At 44.1% G+C, this 23,944-nt stretch carries 19 protein-coding genes, 1 tRNA gene and 4 pseudogenes; 12 read left to right on the forward strand and 12 right to left on the reverse strand.

Annotation, left to right across the window (positions count from 1 at the left end):
• Positions 1-86: 86 nt before the first annotated feature.
• The 3 genes from BJP34_RS08135 to BJP34_RS08145 are packed head-to-tail and all read right to left on the reverse strand — an operon-like array spanning position 87 to position 3,145.
• A complete protein-coding gene (locus BJP34_RS08135) occupies positions 87-914 on the reverse strand; it encodes a carbohydrate ABC transporter permease (RefSeq protein WP_070391914.1) in 828 nt (275 codons plus the stop codon).
• A 14-nt stretch (positions 915-928) separates the two neighbouring features.
• Positions 929-1,885, reverse strand: coding sequence for a carbohydrate ABC transporter permease (locus BJP34_RS08140; protein ID WP_202972076.1), 957 nt, complete (start codon positions 1,883-1,885; stop codon positions 929-931).
• Positions 1,886-1,888: 3 nt separating this feature from the next.
• Positions 1,889-3,145 (reverse strand): ABC transporter substrate-binding protein, encoded by a 1,257-nt coding sequence (locus BJP34_RS08145; protein ID WP_070391915.1) that lies wholly within the window; start codon positions 3,143-3,145, stop codon positions 1,889-1,891.
• 1,261 nt (positions 3,146-4,406) lie between these two features.
• Here BJP34_RS08145 and BJP34_RS08150 point away from each other — a divergent pair.
• Complete coding sequence (locus BJP34_RS08150) at positions 4,407-5,852, forward strand: MFS transporter (RefSeq protein ID WP_070391916.1); 1,446 nt, start codon at positions 4,407-4,409, stop codon at positions 5,850-5,852.
• A gap of 438 nt (positions 5,853-6,290) precedes the next feature.
• Here the strand turns inward: BJP34_RS08150 and BJP34_RS08155 are convergent, their stop codons facing one another.
• Positions 6,291-7,112, reverse strand: a complete 822-nt coding sequence (locus BJP34_RS08155) for a tetratricopeptide repeat protein (protein WP_070391917.1) — start codon at positions 7,110-7,112, stop codon at positions 6,291-6,293.
• 77 nt (positions 7,113-7,189) lie between these two features.
• Positions 7,190-8,281, reverse strand: a complete 1,092-nt coding sequence (gene ruvB, locus BJP34_RS08160; RefSeq protein ID WP_070391918.1) for a Holliday junction branch migration DNA helicase RuvB — start codon at positions 8,279-8,281, stop codon at positions 7,190-7,192.
• A gap of 41 nt (positions 8,282-8,322) precedes the next feature.
• Here ruvB and hisF point away from each other — a divergent pair, with 41 nt between their 5' ends.
• The 3 genes from hisF (at position 8,323) to BJP34_RS08175 (ending at position 9,582) form a co-directional block, all read left to right on the forward strand.
• Positions 8,323-9,093: an imidazole glycerol phosphate synthase subunit HisF gene (gene hisF / locus BJP34_RS08165; protein ID WP_070391919.1), complete on the forward strand. Its 771-nt coding sequence runs from the start codon at positions 8,323-8,325 to the stop codon at positions 9,091-9,093.
• A gap of 126 nt (positions 9,094-9,219) precedes the next feature.
• On the forward strand, positions 9,220-9,432 hold the full coding sequence (locus tag BJP34_RS08170; protein ID WP_008183028.1) for a hypothetical protein: 213 nt from the start codon (positions 9,220-9,222) through the stop codon (positions 9,430-9,432).
• Between the two features lie 77 nt (positions 9,433-9,509).
• Positions 9,510-9,582: transfer RNA gene (locus BJP34_RS08175), tRNA-Ala, on the forward strand.
• A gap of 738 nt (positions 9,583-10,320) precedes the next feature.
• Here BJP34_RS08175 and BJP34_RS08180 read toward each other — a convergent pair.
• From BJP34_RS08180 to BJP34_RS36320, 4 genes and pseudogenes are all read right to left on the reverse strand, one after another.
• Positions 10,321-10,515 (reverse strand): hypothetical protein, encoded by a 195-nt coding sequence (locus BJP34_RS08180; protein ID WP_070391920.1) that lies wholly within the window; start codon positions 10,513-10,515, stop codon positions 10,321-10,323.
• A 265-nt stretch (positions 10,516-10,780) separates the two neighbouring features.
• Positions 10,781-11,587, reverse strand: coding sequence for an MOSC domain-containing protein (locus BJP34_RS08185; protein ID WP_070391921.1), 807 nt, complete (start codon positions 11,585-11,587; stop codon positions 10,781-10,783).
• Positions 11,588-11,614: 27 nt separating this feature from the next.
• On the reverse strand, positions 11,615-11,797 hold the full coding sequence (locus tag BJP34_RS42740) for a hypothetical protein (protein WP_083305052.1): 183 nt from the start codon (positions 11,795-11,797) through the stop codon (positions 11,615-11,617).
• A gap of 18 nt (positions 11,798-11,815) precedes the next feature.
• Positions 11,816-12,916: pseudogene (locus BJP34_RS36320) on the reverse strand (IS630 family transposase).
• A gap of 1,405 nt (positions 12,917-14,321) precedes the next feature.
• Between BJP34_RS36320 and BJP34_RS08205 the strand changes: the two are divergent.
• The 4 genes and pseudogenes from BJP34_RS08205 to BJP34_RS50345 all read left to right on the forward strand — a co-directional run.
• Entirely contained in the window at positions 14,322-14,930 is a 609-nt protein-coding gene (locus tag BJP34_RS08205; RefSeq protein ID WP_070391924.1) for a pentapeptide repeat-containing protein, read from the forward strand.
• Between the two features lie 12 nt (positions 14,931-14,942).
• Positions 14,943-15,038 (forward strand): annotated as a pseudogene (locus BJP34_RS50340) (pentapeptide repeat-containing protein); the annotation flags it as partial.
• Between the two features lie 29 nt (positions 15,039-15,067).
• A pseudogene (locus tag BJP34_RS36330) lies at positions 15,068-15,934 on the forward strand (IS5 family transposase).
• Positions 15,935-16,022: 88 nt separating this feature from the next.
• Positions 16,023-16,349, forward strand: a pseudogene (locus BJP34_RS50345) (pentapeptide repeat-containing protein); the annotation flags it as partial.
• Between the two features lie 155 nt (positions 16,350-16,504).
• Here BJP34_RS50345 and BJP34_RS08215 read toward each other — a convergent pair.
• A complete protein-coding gene (locus tag BJP34_RS08215; RefSeq protein WP_070391926.1) occupies positions 16,505-17,332 on the reverse strand; it encodes a DUF4058 family protein in 828 nt (275 codons plus the stop codon).
• A gap of 400 nt (positions 17,333-17,732) precedes the next feature.
• Here BJP34_RS08215 and BJP34_RS08220 point away from each other — a divergent pair, with 400 nt between their 5' ends.
• Positions 17,733-19,145, forward strand: coding sequence for an amidase (locus BJP34_RS08220; protein ID WP_070391927.1), 1,413 nt, complete (start codon positions 17,733-17,735; stop codon positions 19,143-19,145).
• A 227-nt stretch (positions 19,146-19,372) separates the two neighbouring features.
• On the opposite strand, the gene ilvC is transcribed toward BJP34_RS08220, so the two are convergent.
• The gene (ilvC, locus tag BJP34_RS08225) at positions 19,373-20,368 is read right to left on the reverse strand and encodes a ketol-acid reductoisomerase (RefSeq protein WP_070396553.1); all 996 of its coding nucleotides are present in this window, start codon (positions 20,366-20,368) and stop codon (positions 19,373-19,375) included.
• Between the two features lie 37 nt (positions 20,369-20,405).
• On the opposite strand from ilvC, the gene BJP34_RS42745 reads away from it, so the two are divergent.
• The 3 genes from BJP34_RS42745 to BJP34_RS08235 all read left to right on the forward strand — a co-directional run bounded on the left by BJP34_RS42745 (position 20,406) and on the right by BJP34_RS08235 (position 21,801).
• Positions 20,406-20,555, forward strand: coding sequence for a hypothetical protein (locus BJP34_RS42745; RefSeq protein WP_158517085.1), 150 nt, complete (start codon positions 20,406-20,408; stop codon positions 20,553-20,555).
• A gap of 446 nt (positions 20,556-21,001) precedes the next feature.
• On the forward strand, positions 21,002-21,295 hold the full coding sequence (locus tag BJP34_RS08230) for a ferredoxin (RefSeq protein ID WP_070391928.1): 294 nt from the start codon (positions 21,002-21,004) through the stop codon (positions 21,293-21,295).
• 206 nt (positions 21,296-21,501) lie between these two features.
• Complete coding sequence (locus BJP34_RS08235; protein ID WP_070391929.1) at positions 21,502-21,801, forward strand: ferredoxin; 300 nt, start codon at positions 21,502-21,504, stop codon at positions 21,799-21,801.
• A gap of 233 nt (positions 21,802-22,034) precedes the next feature.
• Here the strand turns inward: BJP34_RS08235 and BJP34_RS08240 are convergent, their stop codons facing one another.
• Positions 22,035-23,768, reverse strand: a complete 1,734-nt coding sequence (locus BJP34_RS08240) for a SpoIID/LytB domain-containing protein (protein ID WP_229424286.1) — start codon at positions 23,766-23,768, stop codon at positions 22,035-22,037.
• Positions 23,769-23,944 lie beyond the last annotated feature (176 nt).

Here is a 23,944-nt window from a genome sequence, read left to right on the forward strand (position 1 = left end):
TTAAAAGCGGGAAGCTCTTGACCTTGCCATTGGCATATCAGTTTCTCTGTGATTAGTCGGAGTTGACCCTTTACACTTTCACCAGCTCATCCTTTAGACCCAGTAAATGTTACCCCAGAGATAAAGTAACGATTGAAGAAGGCGTAAATCCCCAAAGCCGGTATAGTAAAGACCATTGAGGCTGCCATAATGTAGTTCCAATAACTAATGTATTGCCCCTTAAAGGTATTTAAACCTAAGGGAAGGGTAAACATTCCTGGGTCAGACGTAATCATTAGGGGCATTAAGAAATTATTCCAGGACCCCATAAAAATAAAGATAGCTTGTGCTGCCAAAGCTGGCTTGGCTAAAGGCAGGACAACCTGCCAAAAGGTTTCCCAGCGACTTAATCCATCCAAGGCAGCAGCTTCTTCAAGTTCCTTAGGAAAATTGATAAAGAACTGCCGCATCATGAAAATAAAGGTGGCATTCACTGCACTCGGTACAATCAATCCTTGGTAGGTATTCAGCCATCCCAAAGACTTTAAGATTAAATAACCAGGAATTAGGGTGACTTGTCCAGGAATCATCAAAACTGCCAAGATTATTCCCAACAATAATGAATTACCTGGAAACTTAACTCTGGCTAAGGCATAACCTGCCATTGAGTTAAATATAATATTCAACCCGGTTACACAAACACCAACCAAGACACTGTTTAAAAACCAGCGCCCAAACAAAGGGGATTCAATAAAAATATTGCGGTAGTTATCGAAGGTAAAATCATGGGGGATAAAATTCAACCCGCCAGCGATAATTTCCTCAAGGGGTTTAAAGGAGGCTGATAAAGCCCAAGCAAAAGGTAAAAACGTAATAATGGCATAGAGGATAAGAATGCTATAAAATATCCCTCTGATCCAACGAAAATTATTCACTCTTATTTGATCTCCTAATTCGCTTTTTCTTCTCTAAAGAAGCCGCGTTGAATCAGTGTTGTCACTAGAATTACACCAGCTAACATTAATGCCAGTGCAGCGGCATAACCCATATCCAGACTTCTAAACGCATACTGGTAGATCAGAAGCACAACCGTCAGGGTTGAGTTGTTTGGACCACCGGTGCCACCGGAGAAGATGTAAGACTGGTCGAATAACTGAAACGTACCGATGACACCCATAACCATAACGAAAAATGTAACTGGTTTGAGTAAAGGAACGGTAATATTTATGAACTGATCGAACTCATTGGCACCATCGAGTTTTGCCGCTTCATAAACGGACCTAGGTATATCTTGTAGCGCAGCCAGGTAAATCACCATGAAAAACGGTGCTGTAGACCAAATATTCATAATCATAATGGATTTGAGAGCCACGCTTGGGTCTCCTAGCCAGTTATAGGTTGGTAAACCAAAAAAGTCTAGTAATCCATTAAGTAGACCATTAGAATTATAAATCCAGATAAATATTAGGGTTAAAACTGCTGAAGAAGTGACAGTCGGGAGAAAGAAAATAATCCTAAACCATTTTTTTCCTTTAATTTCTTTATTTAGGACTAGAGCTAAAACCAGAGCCAGTATTGTTTGACAAGGAACAACAATAATGACATACTCAATTGTATTTTTTAGCGCAATCCAAACTCGCTCATCGTCAAAGGTACGAAGGAAATTTTTTAACTCAACAAATCGATAACTCAGCCCTCCTAAAATTTCAACCTTATGGAATGAAAGGAAGATTGCATAGATAATTGGTGCAATCAAAAAGGTTCCTAAAACTAGAATAGTAGGAGCCATGAAGAGGTAGCCAGATATAGCTTCCCTAACTTTGGCTTTCTGCCAAAATCCCTTCAATTTGACATCCCTCGATTTGACGTTTTGGTCAACTTCAAGTTGAGCTTTAGCTAGTGACATTTGTTAGTAGTTACTTGCTTGAATTTCTTTGTTAGCAGTTTGTTGTGCTTTTTTCATGGCTGACTTCAAAGATTGCTCACCCAGTAAAGCACTAAGAAACTGATTGTCGAAATGGGTCATAAATATTGGCAATTGTTCATCCCCTTGCCAAATTGTGGCGTACTCAGCACCAGCGATAAAGGGGGTGTACAGAGGATTCTGTTCATAGCCAAGTTCTGATATGACCGATTTCCGAGCCGGGATTGCCAGTCCTCCCTTCGCCCAAGCTTTCATCCCTTCCTTGCCAGTCAAATAGGAAATAAGTTCCCAGGCAGCCTCTTTATTTTTAGCTTGCTTATTCATGACATAAGCAACGGTATAAACCATGCTTCCTTTGTGGTTACCGATACTGGGAACTTCTGCAGTGCCAAAGTCAATCTTGGGAAATGTCTTTTGTAGGTAAGGAATCGCATAGCTACCTTCAATAACCATTGCTGCCTTGCCTTGGCCAAACATTTCGCTTCCAGAACTGGCTCCAACGTCTGACGGTATGGCAGCAGAAGGGTTTTGTCGATACATATCCATCAAAGGTGTTAGACCTGATAGGCTTTGGCGAGTCGCGAAGACAGCCTTGCCCTTCTGGTCAACTAACTCACCGCCAAAGGCTTTGATCATGAAGTAGTGACGAGATAGTTGTGGCGTCATGCCCAACCCATATAGGTCAACCCTGCCATTGTGAGTTGTATCCCTGGTCAATTTTTTGGCATAGTCCTCTAACTCTTCCCAGGTTTGGGGAGGGTGAGTTATACTAAGTTGATCGAAATATTTTCTATTGTAGAAAAGGGCAAGGGTTGTAAAATCCTTAGGTAATCCGTAGGTTTTGCCATCGGATTGGAAGGCTTCGGATAGATGGGGAGCAAAGTCATCTAAATCTAGGTCCTCAGTGATGTAATCATCAAGAGGTTCCAAAACTCCATGAGTCATGAGTAAGGGAGCATCTAGGGCATCTACATAGAAGACATCAGGAGCAGCATCACCAATCAACCGAGTCTTAATGACATCCATATATTGGTCAGTGATCACTTCAAACTTGACTTTTATGCCAGGATGTGATGCTTCAAACTCCCTCAGTACCTGCTCAAGGAGCTGTTTTTCCTCCGGGCTGCTCTGCCAGCCGCTGAGGGTCACAGTAGAAATGTCACTGGCGATACTGCGGCTACAGCCAGTTAGGAACACAATTAGAGATACTAAAATTAGACATCTCGAAAGGATTTGCTTCATGATAAGTAAGGACGGCAAGGGCACCTCCTCAGACGGGAAAACTTTTTCCCGTCTGAGGAGGTGGCTATGTACCTAGAAATAATTAGTAAATACAGATGAAGATATGGTGATTGAGATAACTCGACATCCAAGATGGCTTTCTACAGCTTATTTCTTAAGGTCTCCAATATGGCTTTCTACAGCTTATTTCTTAAGGTGTCCTTATTTCTTAAGGTGTAAAGCTGTTACTAGCCATATTTATGGGGGTAAAGCTAGCTGTTAGTAGCCAACTTTATTATTGCTTATCTTTATTATACCACCACTTATCTTTAGCTTTAATTATGATTATCCATGATCCTCATCCTGGCTACACTCTTGACTAACTGAACTACGTAAGGCTGAGATCAAGACTATGAAGGCGATCCCGCCTTTTTTTTTTCGCTAGCCAGGTCGTGGTACCTCTTGGCTCGATCCGTCAGATGAAAGATTTCAGTGAATATACTTAATTGTATTTTTGTTGCAATATTTTACTTTTTTTGAGATATTATTTTTAAGGTACCTGTTGCCCCAGGGATAAAAAAGGCAACAGCTGTACTTAGGTCAGTATTGATATGTAGATATCGATTCTGGCTACATCGGGATTCCTAAACAAGGGAATAAGGCATTGGCGTGATTTTTCCTCATGCTCCATGTCTAGCCCCCTTGCTCCCCCGTTAATTGAATAGCGTAGCCTCCGCTGCTATACCCCGTCATGACCATAGCTCTCCCCATAGGGCATAGCCCTTAGGAAGTAACCCTTAGGGATTATAGAAAAGTACTACTTTTCGTATTTCTAAGGGGTTGGGTGAAGGCTAGAGAATAAGTGTTATTGAAAAGTAGCCCTTCTCGAAAAGTAAGGGTTACCGGAGTGTATAGCAGATGTCGCAGGAGCTAGACCTTCCCGGACTCTACCAGGAGTACGGAAGACTAAGGTAGGTCTTCTGCGAGAGTAAGCAAGTCTTACTTCCCTCGTGATGTAAATGCCATAGACTCCTCTTGTAAAACCCCTTTTAGCCAAAGGAGGTTTTACAAGAGGGTATAGGGGGGATTTAAGAGCAAGCCAAGAGGGTTACGCTATGGGCACGCTACGCCCATCAAGAAGGGGGATGCTATAGGGAGGATATGGCATAGGAATTTCGACCTGCCTGCCGATCCAGTACAGGTGTTACCTCAACCAATACGATTTACTCGTCTCCATCAAATTCGCCATTTAAGTCCTCTCTATCTAGCTACCTGAACCGCTATGCTCAGACTCATATCCGATGTCGCCCCAGAAGCTCCGTCTTTGCCGCGATTGCCAGAGTTGCTCAAGCCCCTAAACAAGGAAGCACGACCGCCCCTTAGCCCTACTGAAAAAATTCCCAAGGGAGATATTCGCTCTAGCCTGAGGGCTGCAACCCTTGACGGGGTGTTTTCTGCCTTCTTTTCCTCTATCACAGCTGAGGTTTTCCTCACTAACTTCTTGCTGCAACTGGGTGCTAGCAACTTTGAAATCGGTATTCTTTCAGGGATACCTCTACTGGCGAATTTTCTACAGCCTATTGGTGCTTATTTATCTGACCGATCCTACAGTCGCCACTGGTTTATCATTAAAACCTTCGTTCCTTCGCGACTACTATGGTTATTTGTCCTAGTAGGCATTGCGATGTTCTGCAGTGGTCTGGCTCCAGCTCATCATCTAGTGTTGTGTACACTGGCGATTAACCTGATCACTCACATTTTTGGAGCTTTGGGTAGTCCCTCTTGGTCTAGCTGGATGGCGGTTTTAGTTCCTGTTCGCCTGCGAGGGCGCTATTTTGGACTGCGCAATAGCTTTACTAATTTAACCAACCTACTTTGTGTTCCCCTACTGGGATACATTGTTTCTACCTGGGACGGTGGGCAAGTTCAAGGCTATGGCGTCATCTTGATTTTGGGTATCATAGCTGGAATACTCAGTCTAGTCTTTCAGTTCTTCATGGTAGATGTCACTCCTCAGATACCGTCAAAGAAGACTGCGAAGACTGATGAGACTACTGATGAAACCTTAGAGTCTGAGGAGGAGCCGACACCTTCTGATTATGTCGCTCTATTGAAAGACACAAACTTCCTAATCTTTGTACTCTACTTTGGATTGTGGATGTTTGGCTTCACCCTCAGCGCTCCCTTTTTCAATGTTTATCTGCTCGACAATTTGGGCTTAGATGTTGGTTGGGTAACTCTCTATACCAGTCTGACGGCTGGCGCAAGTTTATTGACGCTGATCTACTGGGGTAAGTTGTCTGACCTGATCGGAAATCGTCCAGTACTAGTGATGGTTGGGATTCTGCTATCTGTGATGCCCTTACTTTGGCTTGGGATCAGCACCCCAACAACTCTCGCTCTTTGGGTTTGGCTACCCCTTTTATTCTTAGGAACAGGTTCAGCTGCGGCAGCCATTGACCTGTGTGCCAATAACATCCAAATCGAGATATCACCAGCCCACAAACCCTCCACGTATTTTGCAGCAGCTGCATCATCAGCCGGATTAGGGGGTGCTATAGGTAGTATGTTTGGTGGCTTTTTAGCGGAGTTGCCTCACTTCGGTGGTTTGCCAACATTATTTGCCCTATCAGCAGTGGTGCGATTGGCTACCCTTTTACCTTTGGCATTTGTCCGGGAGCCACGGGGTCGGAACCTCAAACAACTGCTGCTTCGTAACCGTGCTTGAACAGCAATAGTTTAGTCAAGTGTTATGAGTGTAGGGTGCGTTAATAACGCACCCTACACTTATGCTTAAGACCTAAAATTATTGCGTAAGTCCTGAAGTCATGACTCTTTAGCTTCTAGCAAAAGAAGCCCCACAACGAACATGCGCAGCATGAGTGTGGGATGAATTTTCCACAACATATGCATGGAATAACGAAACAATTAAAATTGAAGATAGTCTATACTAGATGTAGTAGGGAAAATAAATTAAGAGCTAACCGCCACCTACTAATTAAAAATAGAACTTATTGTATTGTTCAGGCGCGGAGGGGCATCCCGTGTCGTTAATAAAGCTTGCCGAGTATCCGAACCGATAGGTGGAGTTGGCAAGAAGCCCACACTAAACTCAACGAGTCAGTGTGGGAGTATGTCACAAAATCTAAGGTTGATCAGGTTAATTTCACTTAAGGTTGAAGAAATTTGCTAACGCCTCAACCATCATTGGTGGCCAACGGCGGACATGCTCTACCCAGTCCAAGTCTTGGTATCGCTTATCGAGACCAACGGCTGCCACCCAATTACTCTCAGCTTCCCCCCGTTTTCCGTCAGCCCACAACACGGCTGTTAAAGCAGCTCGCAGATCGGCAAATTGGGGGTATTTTCGTATAGTATTGCGCATGATGCCCATGGCTTCTTTGGTTTCACCAATTTGATAGAGGGCGAGAGCATAGTTAGCATAGGCAAAGGCAAATTTGGGTGCTAACTCGATGGATTTTTGGTAATTTGCGATCGCTTCTGTCCATTGGCCTAGTCCTGCCTTAGCATTCCCCAAGTTGTTGTAAGCCATGGCATCATTGGGATCAAGTTTTAGCAATCGCTCATAGTCAGCAATGGCATCTTGCCATCGCCCTTGTCCTTCATAGGCAGTACCGCGATTTAGATAAGGGTCAGTGGCTTCTGGTGCTAACTCAATGGCATGAGTAAAGTCTGCGATCGCATCGTCTAATTTATTCTGGCTGACTCTAAGGTTACCCCGATTACTCCAACCGACGGGATTATCTGGCAACAGCTTAATTAGCTGAGTCCAGTAATTTTCAGCGGTTGGGAATTTGCCCTGATTCGTAGCAGCAAATGCCTTTTTCCTTAATTGGTTAATTTGTTTGATCTGAGCCTTAGTCAATTCTGGGAATTGGGTTTGCGCCATTGCTGGGGGTGTGATTATCGTAGCAGCCGATACAACGACAAGCAGTAAAATCAGTAAAATTCGAATCAAGCGTTTCATATATTATTTCAAGTGAGACCGCAATCTTGATATTCCTTGCTACTGACTATTAACTACTAATTACTAACTACTAACAACTACTCATAGCCCAAATGTTTCCGAGCCGCTGAGGTGGCGACGCGACCCCGAGGCGTGCGGTGCAGGAAACCAATTTGTAACAAATAGGGTTCATAAACCTCTTCAATGGTTTGAGCATCTTCTCCAGTAGAGGCTGCCACTGCTTCTAAACCAACTGGTCCGCCATTGAACTGTTCAATCATTACCTTTAGCACCAGTCGGTCTGTCCAATCTAACCCCATCGGGTCTACATTAAAGATTTCCATCGCTTGAGCTGCTACATCCTGGTTAATTTGCTCAATGCCTTTGACTTGAGCATAGTCTCGCACTCGTCTCAGGAGTCGGTTAGCAATTCTAGGTGTGCCACGAGAGCGACGGGCAATTTCTTCAGCGCCATCTTCCGTTACTATGGCCTTGAGCAATTGAGCTGTCCTCGTTACAATTAAACTCAATTCATCGATCTCATAGAAGTGTAAGCGTTGGATCATACCAAAGCGATCGCGTAGGGGTGAGGTTAAAGAACCTACTCGTGTGGTTGCCCCCACTAAGGTAAACTGTGGCAAAGGAATACTGCGGGTTTTGGCACTCTGACCCTTACCAATAGTGATATCCAATCGATAGTCTTCCATGGCTGGATATAGCAATTCCTCTGTCATGCGCGATAAACGATGGATTTCGTCTATAAATAAAATATCCCCAGGTTTGAGATTAACCAGAAGCCCCACAATATCTCGTGGACGCTCTAAGGCAGGTGCAGCAGTAATTTTACAATTCACCTCCATCTCAGTTGCCAAAATTAGGGACATGGTTGTTTTCCCTAATCCTGGTGGTCCGTACAACAGCAGGTGATCCATGGCCTCATTTCTGGCTTTGGCAGCTTGAATGCCAATTTCCAAAACTCCTTTGAGTTCTTTTTGTCCGATGTAGTCGGCTAAGCGCTGTGGTCTAATACTCTCTTCTTGATGACCAATTTCCTCAGCGGTGGCCGTTGCTAGTAGTAGCTCCCCATCGCTTTGCCTCTGACGAGGATTACCCCGACCCTTTCGTTTCTTATTGGATTTGGGTTCTCTATCTGGGTTTTGGTACTGTTGTCTAAAAGACGTTATGGCCATGGGTCATACTTTATCCTTCATACTTCATACTTAGTTTACTTATGCTGGCTAAGAGAATCTTACCGTGTCTGGATGTAAAAGCTGGGCGAGTTGTTAAAGGGGTCAACTTTGTTAATCTTAAGGACGCTGGTGATCCAGTGGAATTAGCACAAGTTTACAATGATGCTGGTGCAGATGAGCTGGTGTTTTTGGATATAACTGCTACCCATGAAGACCGAGACATTATTATTGATGTAGTCTACCGTACAGCCGAACAAGTGTTTATTCCCTTGACCGTGGGGGGTGGCATCCAGTCTTTAGAAAATATTAAATTATTATTAAGAGCAGGAGCCGATAAAGTTAGTATAAATTCGGCTGCTGTACGCAATCCCGACTTTATTAATCAAGCGAGCGACCGCTTTGGTAATCAGTGCATCGTAGTGGCTATTGATGCTCGTCGTCGGGAAGATCCCGATAACCCCGGTTGGAATGTTTACGTGCGAGGAGGACGTGAGAAAACTGGTATTGATGCGATCGCATGGGCAAAAGAGGTGGCACAACGGGGAGCTGGGGAACTTCTGGTTACTAGTATGGATGCGGATGGAACCCAGGCTGGGTATGACTTAGAGCTAACTCGCACTATGGCTGAACAGGTCGAAATTCCAGTGATTGCCTCGGGTGGTGCTGGCAACTGCGATCATATTTATCAGGCTCTGACTGAGGGCAAAGCCGAAGCAGCGTTGCTAGCTTCCCTGTTGCATTACGGGCAACTGAGTGTATCTCAAATTAAAACTTATTTGAACCAGCACCAAATTCCGGTGCGATTGCCATAGTAGACTAATGGATTATTTTTCCGAAAGATTTAAGTTTTGTTGTGTAGTATTAAGTAGTTTAATGGTTTGCAGCGATTTTTATAGCTGCTAAACTAAATATGGATCCAATATTAATTTTTGTAAAAAATGCTGGTGATAATTCTAATATTTGATGTGGCCTTGGTGGCTTGGTCACTGCACCTGATGCAGGAAGCCTTTGATACCCAAGAGTTCTCTCTGATGCTGGCTGGTACCTTAGTAGCTATGTCAGCAGCAGCTATGTTAGTGGTTTATTTTCTGATGAACAGCTGCATGGGGTATATTACCCAAATGGCTCAGTCTCCCAGCGTATTCTACTGATCGAGATAATTTAATTCTCAAAACACTTGACTTAGCTGAGCTATCAAGGTAGACTAGATAATGGACTACAGAATTACGGGGTTATAGCTCAGTTGGTAGAGCACCTCAATGGCATTGAGGGGGTCAGCGGTTCGAATCCGCTTAGCTCCATATTGATTAAATATTGATTAACAAAACTCGCGGAATTCCCCACCGTCTTTCACGGTGGGGATGGATAGCGAGACGACAACTTATGACGATTCGTGCTAAAATAATGTTGGTCGATGACCCGCCTGACTGACTAAAAGGCTACCTTCAAGGTGTAAAAGTACGCTTCAGAGCTCAGGGTTTGAAGTTACCGTAAGTAGAGTGGAGCCTTAATCATAAAGATTTAACCTTTTTATGCATAGCCGACCAACCATAAAGGCGACCCTCTACTAAGGTTTCGTCTTCGGGAAGAGACAAACCCCGGCTGGTTGGCCATAGTGCTGTAATTCCAAGGTGAGTCTGTCGTAAAAGTTATACGTCCTTAGAAGGCGGATGTCTGCCTGTGGACGCTGAGTAAGACCAATTCCAGCAGGCGCGCGCCTCTGGTTGAGGCGTCGGGGACGCGCGCGGGAAGCCCTATTGACGAATAAAACCGTCCCTGAGTTGACCTGAGAATTGGAAGCCCCAACCGAGAGCGTTGCAGGTTGGGGTACTTCACAGGCTGAAGTGTTTTAGCCTGAGGGGTTGCCGTAGGGTTGCTTGACTATTAGTCTTCAGTAATATAGCGCTACGCGCAAGGGCAAGAGGCAAGAGGCAAAAGTTTACGTGCATTAGCCTTTCAGCTTGTATCAATGTCCTAACTTTAATGGGTAGTGCTATAAGCTTAGAATTTGTTGACGGTTGACGGTTGAGGGGAAACTGTTAAAACAAGCCTTGGGAGTGGCGAGGGGGGAAAACCCGTGAGACTTGATGGTGAGATGTTGAGATTAAAACCTCTTTATCGAAGACGAATTCGCCATAATCGGCGAGGTTATCTAGACCAATCAAATTTAGGATGATCTCAGCCACTAGCCAGGTGCTGACTTTCAGAAATACATTGTTCCACTGATGATTCATTGCTCTGAGGTTTAAACATTTGGTAGGTAGAGGTTTTGTCTGGCTTCTGTTTGTTCAGATGTACCTAAATCTCTACTTCAATTCCAGAGCGACGAATCCGCAAAAAAGTCAAAAAGTTTTATTTAATAAAATTTCCCATATTGATTGGTGTTGAAAGTTCACGGTTTAGGGTTGACAATTGATATCACGTTCGGTTAATCACTTTGTTTATAAGCGATCGCTGTCTTGATGCAGTCGCTTTTCCTGACTTCTGCAAAAAGCCTACTCAATCTTGACTCACCTTCAGGATTTGGATGGGATCCCCTTGGTGCAAGAATTTACCAGCTTCTGAAGCAGGCACGTTTGTATTCACGCTTAATTTGTAGAAATGATTGAAACGAGCGCTGGTTGTCCAAGATGGTAGAGTTTCCTTGCGCCTTGCCATGAAAGTCTTTTGGAAATTAGCAGTAGCCTCTCCTGTTTGAGGGTCTCGTGCTAAAACAATACAACGTTGACAGGGATTAATTCCTTCTATCAAAGCCTCTCCTACTTTAAAGTGAATAGATTGCCCTGATTCGGTAAACAATTGGTCTTCCCAGAAAGCGGGAACTCCTCCAATTTCTAGATTGGCTCGAACCCGACGTCGTATGTCTTCAGGACTTATTTCAGGGAACCAAGAAGCAACGGTTTCAATGGTAGCGCTACTAATAATAGTAGGACCTAGAGCATTGGTATCGTCTGGAAAACCAGTGCTGGTGTTCTGCACTACTTTAACTGGAAAATCGAAGTAATCCTTTAACCAAGCTTCCAGAGCAGTTCGCCCGTGATCAATATGAAAGGTAATGTTTTGGTTTGTGCCCTGAATCTGTAGCGATAGCAATTGGGATTCGATATGGAAGACCGAGCGCAGCAAGTGGACTTTGGCATTGCGCTTACCATTGACAAATTTACCTTGCTGATCCAATAGGGCAAATTCCCGGTCATGGTTTAGGGCACCACTTTTGAGGAGAGTGGCGGTTTGGAGTTCAATCCGATCTAGGGATTTAATCGGGTAGATATAGATAGCTTTAAGGTAAGGTATGGCAATTTTCATAACGAGTGAGCGACATTGCTTATCCTTTTAAGGCAAAAGGCAATAGGCAAAAGGCAAAAGGCAAAAGGCAAAAGGCAAAAGGCAAAAGGCAAAAGGCAAAAGGCAAAAGGCAAAAGGCAAAAGGCAAAAGGCAAAAGGCAAAAGGCAAAAGGCAATATTCAAGATTGTTTTAAGCGATCCAGCGCGGTCTTGGGGAGGCAGCGCCGCCAAAGGGGGTCCCCACGGGGCTTATATCATGTCAGGTTGAATGCCCCTGCAGCGCGCCCCCTTCACCTCGGGCCACCAATGATAGAATGTCAACCCCTCAATCAACTTCTGCTGTTGGAGTAATTGGCGACATCGGCGTTCGACCAAATCTTCGACCAATTCATAGCGGTCATTGGCAAGGTTAGCTAACGGTTCATTTACTAACGGCCATAACCGCTCAGCGGGCTGTAACTCAGGAGTTGAGGGTGGCAGGGGTAACAGGTGAATCCCTTCTGGCACGGAGAGCTTTGTGCTCATATGCCAGCCTGCCTGGTCGAGAGGGAGAATCACTCGTTTATTTGAACCGACTCCGAAATGCGCAGGCTTTGTCTTCGAGCACCTGGGAGAATAGCTTGGTGTTGACTTTGGGTAAAAGCCACCAGTAAGTTTCTCCAGTTTGGGGTTGGACTTGCGCCATACAACCACAACCATTCTCGCTTCCAGTTAACCTTGGCTATGGGCGGAACCCCTGCTTCCACCCAGATGCGACGAGTCAGTGTGGCCGCGCCAATACGATGTTCATCCTCGGCCTTTTTCTCGACGGTAGCGTCGGGATACTCCTGTTGTACCCTCTTTACCTCGGCGGCCAGCTTTTTTTTCCACTCCTCCTGAGCTTCGTAATCTGCCTGTTGATGTTCCGGACGAGGTACTCTCAGGCGGAATTCCATTTGTTTGAGATACACCCACCCTTGTTGACGACTCACACAGATGCCAAAGGCTTCGTGCAGGTAATCAGTGACGCAAGCGTCCATGACCCAAACCGACCTCCGGGGCAGGTGCGATGTAAGGCTTCGAGCAATTGGGCTTGTTGTACATCATTGAGTTTCGGTACACCTCCTCGATTGTGACGGCGTAAATCACGCACACGCTTCTACTCCGAGGCGGTTGTAACTGCGCACCAGCTCATAAATCCAGTCCCGACTATAGCCAGTTACTACGACCACTTCCTCGGTGGGTAGGCCTTGGGCGAGTAACCAGATGATTTGATAGTGTGAGCGCTCAATCCCATCAGTTGTCTGACGGTAACGTTGTTCGTTCTTGATCAATGTAGTAATGCGGGATGATACTGATTCGTTTGGGCATAGTGGCTTCGAGCCTCAGCAACTCTTCTATATTAGGTGCATTTAAGCTGACATGCTATTACAAGGTGCGGACGCAGGTTCCGCACACAGAACCCAAACCATGAGCGACTGCCGTGGTTTCCCCCATGAGCGACTGCATCAAGACAGGGAATCTGCCTCAAAGAAGACTTTAGGAATTGCGCAGTAATAATTCTCCAATTTCTGCATACTAATTGAGAGGTGTAACTCTTGCTTATCAAGGAATTACGTTCCTCAATCCTTGTCAAAATTAGCCTGTAATAGGTAAGTTATTTTTGCGCAACTCCTTACCTCATCAGTGCACTCAACGCTATATAATCGATCAGAAATGACAGATAAAGAATGATATAGCAACAACAATAATAATAAAGACTCCATCAGCTTTATCCTAGTTGTCACTATTTCTATCAATTGACACTCCCCGCCCTGGAAGGACGGGGATTCTTGCTTCCACGGGGTGACTTGTTATCCCTTGCCGGAGCCAGGAAAAATAGAGGTCTCCTTGGAGACGAAACCTGATTAATAGTGGAGCCTTACTACAAAACCTTTCCCCTATGCTGCATAACCGACCGACGCTTATTGGCTCCACTATTCTTACGGTAACTTTAAATCCACAAGCGTATTTGGTCTATGACCTAGGTTTCGGTGTGCCGGAAACGCGCGCCTTAGAATAGTGGAGCCTTAATCAAAAGCGATGCAGCAAGGGAACAGGGGGTTTCCCCCATGAGCGACTGCATCAAGAAAGGTTAAAACTTTTTACTCATAGCCGACTAACTATAAAGGCTCCACTATTCTTACGGTAACTTCTAACCCCACCGTACCTAAAATAGATAACAAATTTAGATAAACATTTTTTTGATCTTAGACTTTCATAGACGTCCAAATCGTTAGACTTGCACAGTGCAACATGATTATCTCAAAACATGTTTTTTACACTGTCTACTTATTCAAGATCATGTTTATTTAGAACATTAATTATTTTTTTGTTATAATTTAATAATAACACGGTGCGATCAAACTGTCAATACATAGATGCTCCTTTGGAGCCTTCAGTTGCGAACAAAAAAAAGCCGTCCTTCTAGGACGGGGCTTTAAACCCAAAATTTTTGGTAAAGTATTTTTTGATAAACTTAGTAGGGAGCACAGGGCAAATTAATCTAAAGTTAGTTAATAAATAAATTAATGCTTGATAGTATCAGGGATATCAAGGTAAGCGATCGCTTGCTGGGATTAGCGATCGCTAATGTTAGTTTTGTTACTTAGCTTAAACAAACGTAATAAACTTTAAGTTTTACCAGAAGAAATTAGTTAAGCGATCGCTAAGTTATAATAGCAGCTAATTTATGCTAGTAAGCCAAATATATAGGGTTTGCCCCTAGTTGGCAATCATGAAGCTGAATCAAATTCTTAATCAAATTAAAGTCTCTCTAACCCCTTCGTCAAATAAAACTCATTACCAAAAGGTTGAAAAAATAGCTTATAAGCTTTACCAAAATCGCCTACTAGTAAAAGGGGAAGGGGATGCGGAGCAAGACTGGCATAAAGCTGAGCAAATTCTTAAAAATCCTTTGACGTTAGCTTTGTTCAAGTGCCATCAACCTTTCATCAGCATAGAAAAAAAGTTTTTAGAGCCTGTTCTGGATTATCTGAATAGATTAGCATTGCTAGAAATTTTAGGACTAGTGGGTAATCTATCTCTACTTGTTGGTGTGATTGTCTTTATTGCTGGTGAGCAGGATAGACGAAATGCTGAAGTTTATCAGGCATGGCAAGTAGTTACAGCAGCCTATGACCAAGCTGGCAGTGGCGGCAGAAAAGAAGCTCTGGAATTCCTAAACTCAAGACCAAGGCGTATTCCCTGGTTTTGGTTGACCTGGCGGAGACAGAGCTTAGAAGGTTTAGAGGCTCCAAAGGCTTATTTAAAGGGAGTCCAACTCTCTCGTGCTAACTTATTTAATGCTAATTTACAAGACGCTGATTTATCTGAAGCTAATTGACACAAAGCTCGTTTATCTAGAGCTAATTTACACAAAGCTATTTTAGATGAAGCTAAGTTACAGGGAGCTTATTTAGGGCGTGTCTGCAAACTGTTGTATGCTAAGTAAAAAGACCCACGGAAGTAGCACAAAAACGAATGGAGATTGCTAACAGAGGCGAGTTAACCGACGAACAGTGGGAAAAGCTTAAGCCCTTATTACCACCTCAAAAAGCTTGGACAGGAAAACCAGCACATGACAATCGTTCCATCATTAATGGGATTCTCACCGATCTTGAGAACAGGCGCACCCATAAGAGATTTACCTCCGGATTACGGAATTCACAGTACAGTCTCCAGTCGGTTCTACCGATGGCGAAAAGCTGGTATTTGGGATCAAATTTGGGCAGGTCTTCAACAAAAAGCTGATGTCGAAGGGCTGATTGATTGGGAAGTCCATTAAGCCTACAGTACCGTAGTCAGAGCACATCAACATGCGGCTGGAGCAAAAGGGGGCAAGAAAACCAAGCTAAGCGGCGTAGTAAGGGAGGTTTTTCTACAAAAGTCCACAAAGCGAGCGGAAGGATTTGGAAAACCAATGGTTTTTGTCCTAACATCAGGTGAACGTCATGACACCATTGCTTTTGATGACTTACTGACTGGAGGAAAGTAAGCGCGAATTGGAAGAGGAAGACCAAAAAGTCGATTTCGCTACTTTAATGGTGATAAAGCTTACAGTAGTCAAGCAATTAGAGAAAAACTGCGTTTTCAGCGATGCAGCGCGGTCTTGGGGGTTTCCCCCATGAGCGACTGCATCAAGACAGGGAGCAACCCCTGTTATTCCCCCCGAAAAGCAATGAGAGAAAACGAGAACGTTTCAATCGTGGTCTGTATAGAGAACGAAATCGAGTCGAACGACTTATTAATCGCCTATAGCTTAATCGACGAATTGCAACTCGTTATGAGAAATATGCCATCAATTATCAAGCGATGTTGACTATTGCCTCTATATTACTCTGGCTTTAGTTGAAATCTTCTTTCTACTGTTGTAGGTGATATCGATCACAGTTCCATGGTGATCTTTTAACTTTGCAGACACGCCCTAGTTAGGGCTAATTTACAGGAAGCTAGTTTATCTGAAGCTAATTTAAAGAATGCTAAGTTACAGAATGCTCACTTACAAGAAGCTTTTTTATTTAGGGCTCAGTTACAGGAAGCTAAGTTAAATATAGCTCAGTTACAGCAAGCTCGGTTACGGCAATCTAATTTACAGAAGGCTAGTTTAGTTGGAGCTAAATTACAGAATGCTCATTTAGCTGGAGCTAATTTAAAGAACGCTAATTTAAAGAACGCTAATTTAGCTGGAGCTGATTTAGCTGGCGCTAATTTAGCTAGCGCTAATTTAAAAGACGCGATTTATTCAAATGAAATAAGATCGTAATCCTGTAAATTTGACGATACATATTATCCTTTACGCACCATATTTGCTGAAGGCTTTGACCCTAAATATGCTGGCATTAAATTAATCAAGTAAGTGAAAGATATACCTAAACGATAATTATTAATATTAAACACTACATTAAACACTACATGCTACTATTCAATCAAGACTTGCTTTACCCAACTTGCATCTGCGGTCGATAAAGGTGGTGGAGGGTCTTGACTATAATCAATTGCTAAATCATAACTCCCTTGGTCGTAAAGCTGATGTAATAATTGTTGTAAATTAATGGTAGGTTCTCGATCGTATGGTTGGAGAGGTAAAGGAAATGAAGGAATTGCTTGGGGGAGATTGAAAGCATATAAATCCGCTTGGGGACGTTCTTGAGAACGGCTGACCACGATGCGATAGTGGCTCTGGAAGGCTTGAGTATTCATAGCCATCGGTTTTCCTTGACGCAGTAAATCAATTTCCACTAAATGGGTTAAGCTATCTAATATCTTTTGCCGTTTGGTTTCATAAGTGCTGCGCCCTTCTAAAGACCGTTTGTTTTTGGGAGAAATAATTTCGATAACAGTAATTACTTTGCCAGTTTCTACCTTTCGCACTTCTAAATACCACTTCTTGATGCAGTCGCTCATGGGGGGAACCCCCAAGACCGCGCTGCATCGCTCTTTAACCATTTCAGTCATCGGTAGAGCAATCTTCATTGGTTTAACGCTAGGAGCAGCAACGGTAACCAGAGCTGAGGGATCTTGGTGGTTGCTTTGAGAACTTTGAACAACTACATCATCAGGAATTCCTACTAGCATCGAATCATCACCAGTAGCGTTGTAGACTCTTTCCTCAATGGCTACCCGATACTTCGGACGTAGCTGGGGGTTAAGGCTTTGGGCAATCAGGACAATTAGCCACTTGTGAACTTGTGACCAATATTCTGGTTTCTCCAGGTAGGGATTCATCCCAGGAAAAGGTGAAGGCATATTGTGTGTTGAGGCGCTGAAGTGCTATATTACCTAAGTTACCGAAAAATTTTGGCTCTTCGGTACCTGCAACCTAGCTAGTAATTTTGGGAAATTTCTGGAAAATAACCAGAATTTAACGATGTTTTATACCAATTTATAAAATTAAGTGGTATAATTGATACTAAAATAAAATAAGTATCAAGATAGCTATGGTCTGGGCTCACCGCCTAACCTGCTTTAGCCTTGGATTTAAGCAATATTTAACAAACAGTCTCTCAAACTCCTACTCTGTATAGCTTTGAGATTTTAAGAATTTAGTTTTTTCTAACTAGCATCTGAATGCCTAAAAGTTTTGCCTAGCAATACTCTTAGGCATTTTTTTTGAGAAATTAGCATCCCTTGATCGCAAAGAAACATTATGAATCAAGTTGACCTAGCGTTTACTCCAGCTCTAGACCAAGCCCAACTGATCCGCAAGGGTGACATATCACCCCTGGAATTAGTCCAACTCTACCTTGAACGCATCGAAGCATTAAATCCCAAACTAGGCAGTTACTTCACTGTGGCGTCTGAGATGGCACTTGCGGATGCTAAAGCCAAAACCGAACAACTTGCCGAAACTACGGATACTTCTAAACTTGCTCCATTTTTCGGTGTTCCAATTGCGATTAAAGACCTCAGGGCTGTAGAAGGACTCCCTTTTACTTTTGGTGTTGCTGCCCTCAAAGACAATATTGCTGAGTATGATGATGGGGTAATCACCCGGATCAAGCAAGCTGGATTCATTATTTTAGGTAAAACTGCTACCTCTGAACTGGGTTCGTTACCTTATACCGAACCCCCAGGATTTCCACCGGCTCGCAATCCTTGGAATCTGGACTACACACCAGGGGGGTCTAGTGGGGGTTCAGCGGCAGCAGTAGCAGCTGGCTTATCTCCCATTGCCCAAGGTTCCGATGGTGGGGGTTCCCTGCGCGGTCCAGCCTTTTGCTGTGGTTTGGTGGCGATTAAACCGACACGAGGTCGTATTTCTTACGCTCCAGTAGGAGACTTTCAAAGTGGTATTGCTAGTATTGGTCCGATGGCACGGACGGTAGCTGATGCAGCTGCTTTACTGGATGTGATGTCTGGCTATATTACTGGAGACCCTTACTGGTTACCTGACCCAGAGATATCGTTTCTAGAGGCTACCGATCAAGAACTGGATAATTTACGGATTAGTTTTGCCACATCGATTAAACCGATGGGAGAAGCGTCAGCTGTATGTGAAAAGATTGTGGTGGAAACGGTGCAGCGACTGGAAGGGATGGGACATCTGGTTGAACCGGGTTGTCCAGATTTCAGTGACATAGTAGAACCGTTTAAGACAGTATGGCAAGCTGGGGTAACGTCAGCAGGAATTCCCTTAGAAGCCTTAAGTCCGATGAATCGCTGGATTGCTGAACAATCCGGTTCTGCTGGGGAATACTTACAAGCGGTGACTAAGCTACAAATTATAGCGCGTCAAATTGTGGGATTCTTTAACAACTATGATGTGCTAGTGTTACCGACTTATTTACATCCACCGATTCGGGTAGGAGAGTGGGACGATTTGAGTTATGAAGAAACCTTGGAGAATATTATTAATTGGATTGGACCGTGTCCACCATTTAATGCTACTGGACTTCCTGCGATCGCAATTCCTGTTGGTTTTGATGAGAAGGGCTTACCTGTAGGAATTCAGTTAGTGGGACCTCCAGCATCAGAAGGAACACTATTGGCATTAGCGGCTCAGTTGGAAGCAGCAAACCCTTGGATTAATAATCGTCCCACTATAGCAACGGAAGTATAGTTTAGGACATAATATTTGGCTTTAAAGGGAACAGGGAATAGGGAACAGGGAACAGAAATATGTCTTAACCTTGACTTCGACTGCTATAAAATCTAGAATTTACAGGACTTACGCCAAATATGAGTTATTTCCCCATCCGACAAGTAGAGTCATGACGTAAGTCCTGCCAAATTTAAGTAATTCCTGATTTAAAAGGTTAATAGTAAACCGTCAACAGTTAACAATGCTTAGACTTTTTTCAACCAGCTGAACATAGCGCGTAAGTCTTTACCGACTTCCTCGACGGGATGTTCTTTATTCTGACGGCGCATAGCAGTGAAGACGGGTTTACCTCCCTGATTTTCCAAGACAAATTCACGGGCGAATTGACCTGATTGAATTTCTTTGAGGATTTTACGCATCTCGGCGCGAGTTTCATCAGTAACAATCCTTGGCCCACGGGTATAGTCACCATATTCAGCAGTGTTGGAGATGCTATCCCGCATGTTAGCTAAACCACCTTCGACGACTAGGTCAACAATCAGTTTGACTTCATGAAGGCATTCAAAATAGGCCAATTCTGGTTGATAACCAGCAGCGACTAGGGTCTCAAATCCGGATTTAATCAATTCACTCAAGCCGCCACACAATACGACTTGCTCACCAAATAGGTCAGTTTCTGTTTCTTCCCGGAAGGTAGTTTCGAGAATGCCGGCACGGGTACCACCAATTCCTTTGGCGTAAGCCATGGCGCGATCGCGTGCTTGGCCTGTGGCATCCTGGTAAACAGCAAATAGACAAGGTACCCCTTCTCCCTGTTCATAGGTGCGCCGCACCAAATGCCCTGGACCTTTGGGAGCAACCATGATCACATCTACGAATTCTGGGGGAACAACTTGACCAAAATGAATATTGAAGCCGTGGGCAAAGGCAATAACATTACCCTCGGTCAGATTTGGCTCAATTTCTGCCTGATAAATGGTTTTTTGCACTTCATCCGGCAGCAGGATCATCACCAAGTCAGCCGCTTTAGCAGCATCAGCCACTGTGTGGACGGTTAAGCCTGCTTCTTCAGCTTTGGCCTTAGACTTACTACCGGGATAGAGTCCCACGATCACATTCATGCCACTCTCTTTAAGATTAAGGGCGTGGGCGTGACCTTGAGAACCATAGCCGATGATAGCTATAGTTTTATCGGCCAGTAGGTCTAGGTTAGCGTCGGTATCGTAATACATCTGAGCCATTGCAATTTCTGTTCCTTTTTTGCTGGTCACTGTCTTGATGCAGTCGCTCATGGGGAGGGGCTGCGTGCGGAACCTGCGTCCGCACCTTGAAAGCCCCGTGGAAACCACGGCAGTCGCTCATGGGGGGAACCCCCAAGACCGCGCTGCCTCCCCAAGACCGCGCTGCATCGCTGCAAACTTACCATGATACCGCAAAACCGGTATCAAGCCTGGCAGGTGATATACTTTTTTATCCATCAGCCCATCAGCGGATCACCTCATGTGTTGATACAGGTCTTGGATGGTAATTATAAGTATTTCTAATTATAAATTCCTAAGGATTTTGCCGAAGTTATCTTAGGGAGATAGGATCTTTAAAAAACCTGTTAAACCTAGATATTAGAGCATTTTCATGGAGTGGTTTTACAGCTAAGTCTCTGGTGTAGATACTTGTGAATATTATATAAGTAAAACTTATCATTTTGGCGATTAAGCCTTTCATTCTTAATCGGTCTTAATCTACTGAGAGTTTTCCCGTAGTATCAGAGATGGAGTAAAAATAAGCATGCCAAGCTCCTTCAACCAAAGGATAGGCTTTTGCCGTATACTCACAAAGTCTCTACTATTGTTTTAAATCGAGAGGATTACTAAAACATGGCAACTTACAAAGTCACCTTGAAAACGCCAGATGGGGATCAAACCATTGACTGTCCTGATGACGAATACATTCTCGACACTGCTGAGGAGCTAGGTGTAGATCTCCCTTATTCCTGCCGTGCGGGTGCCTGCTCTACCTGTGCTGGCAAAGTAGAGAGTGGTACTATTGACCAGTCAGACCAATCTTTCCTGGATGATGACCAAATGGCCGCTGGCTACGTTCTGACCTGTGTGGCCTACCCCCAATCTGATTGCACGATCACTACTCATCAAGAGGAAGCACTGTACTAAGTACTAATATAAGTACTAATAACAAAGGGGAAGTAACAGAGCTTACAAGTTGGGTGTTTTACTCTTTGAGCTCTTTACTTCCCCATCGCCGAAAATCGGGTGATGAGATAATGATGTAATGGGATGATGGCGAAATCACGCTAAATCGAGGAAGCTCTTTACTAAGTAATAATCTAAGTAATAATAACAAAGGGGATTAGTAAAACATGGCTACTTTCAAAGTCACCTTGAAAAATGAAGCGGAAGGTATAAATACAACCATTGACGTTCCTGATGACGAATACATTCTCGACGTTGCTGAAGAGCAAGGTTTAGATCTGCCTTATTCCTGCCGTGCGGGTGCTTGCTCTACCTGTGCTGGCAAAGTAACCAGTGGTACTATTGATCAGTCAGACCAATCTTTCCTGGATGATGACCAAATGGCCGCTGGCTACGTTTTGACCTGTGTGGCCTACCCCACCTCTGATTGCACGATCGAAACTCATCAAGAGGAAGCACTCTACTAAGTACTAATATAAGTACTAATAACAGAGGGGAAGTAACAGAGCTTAGAAGTTGGGTGTTTTACTCTTTGAGCTCTTTACTTCCCCATCGCCGAAAATCGGGTGATGAGATAATGATGTAATGGGATGATGGCGAAATCACGCTAAATCCAAGGTAAATCAAGGAGGAGAAGAAGGTAATTTTTCTGAAATTCTTCCGTATCTTCACCTTCTCCCCCCTTTTACCCTTGATTAGACTAGGGCGTGACTAGTGCGCTGGCATTTTGCCAGAAGATAATAGAATTGTTCAAAGGCTGAATTTGAGTACCAGGATAATAGAAGCTGAGAATTTTTTCTGCGGACCAACCGAGTTTAGCTAAATTTTGGGAACCGTGTTGGCTAAAGCCAACCCCATGTCCAAAGCCACCACCTACGAACACGAAGCCTTTGAGGGTTTGGTTGGCTTTGTCATAAATCGGGTCTACGTAGAAGAGGGTGCTGCGGGGAGGACCAAAGGCGCTGCGGGCTTCATTTTTACTCAGCTCCAGCATACCCCGATCGGTTGTGACCGCCATTTTCAGCACTCGTCCTGCTGGTGAACGCTCTACCACTTCCATATGCTCAATGGTAGTGAAGTTGGCAAGGGGGTGTTTGGTTTTTTTGAGATAGCGTTGTAAATGGCTGGTGACTTGTTTTAAGCTATTGTTGTACTTCCACCGGAATAAGTAACTATTGTCAGTCTCATTAAATCCTTGCTTCAAGTTCATGAACTCACGGAAATTTTGTTCGTCTGCTAAGGATTTTTGTGACAAATTCCAGAGGGAGTATGGGGAGTCTACCACTGCTCTTAAGTAAGGACGTTCTGACCCATTCCAAACATCACTGAAAGGGGCACTGACTCCACCAGTTGCCGCTGAATACAGGGCATCTACTAACTCATTGTTGTAGGTCAGCACTAAACCTTTAGTGGCTGCGATCGCACGGTCAGCCACCGGATTGGTTTGATTTATTCCGAAATAAACCTGGCAGTGAGTATCCGCACAGAGTTCGTAACCATCAACATTAAATCGGCGTCGGTTCCGCAAGGCGTAGGTGCGAGCAATAATGCTCTGGGCAGCTACGGTTGAATAGCGTGCTCCAGGTCCAATTTCATGAGGTACTACACCGCGCAAATAGCTTTCTAGAGGTACCTGATTTACTAAGGTATAGTCACCATAGGCATTGGGCTGGATCCGTAGACTACCAGGATAAAGTCTTGTCCTACGGTTATTGTCTCCTTTGCTAACCCAGATCCGATTTTTGCCAGCAGTAATATCGATTTCCCGTCGATGGTAGCGATAGTCACCAATTACAAAGGAAGCATGGGGCACCTCGGTGACAACGTTAGTATCAATATAAGCAATAGTATCACCTTTGGCTTTGATACTTGCTAGCAGTAGACGTCGCAATAAAGGGGTTTGATAAACACTCCGTTTTGCCCACACCTGCCAGCGGTCAGGCTTGGCAATTTCCACCTCAATCCCCTTTTCCCGCCATTTATTGGCACTATCTTCTGCAGTTTCAAAGGTCCCATGGTTACTCAAGACCACGTACTCTTCGATCTGCGGCTGCTGTAACGGTTTATTGACTATTTCCAGCTTGAGGCTGCTAAGCTGCTTGGTTTTCGGTTGCATATCACCGCCTAAAAATTTGACGGTTAGCTGATCGTCCGGGGCAGCTTTCAGGGTGAGCTTGTCAGTTTCTTCATCTCCAAAGCGCTGCACGACTCCCACTTTCAGTGGGATATCTGAGGCTTTGGCTGCTAACCCTGATAGGATAGGTAGTCCCCAAAACGATAGTGTCATCAATGGTATTAGGAAATGGGGATTGGAAGCTGGGGAATTGAGAGAGATCGGTTTTTTCGTGAACCCCACTATCCAATTGCGAAACCGACCTGTCTTACCCGATGCCGTATTTTGATGCGAATTCAAGTCAAACGCTTTTATTGTCATTAGCTTAGTTGTTAAAGTACCCAATCCATAATTCCCATTCCCCGATTCTAGATCCCGAAAAGTACGATCCTCCAGAGGTATTGTTACCCTAACCAGGTCTGGTCATGGTCTTTGGTTTGGGATTGGGATGATTTGGTTGAGGATGCTGCCCGCAGCTACCCATTGGGATTACCTGT

The organism is Moorena producens PAL-8-15-08-1, from assembly GCF_001767235.1.
GTDB lineage: Bacteria > Cyanobacteriota > Cyanobacteriia > Cyanobacteriales > Coleofasciculaceae > Moorena > Moorena producens_A.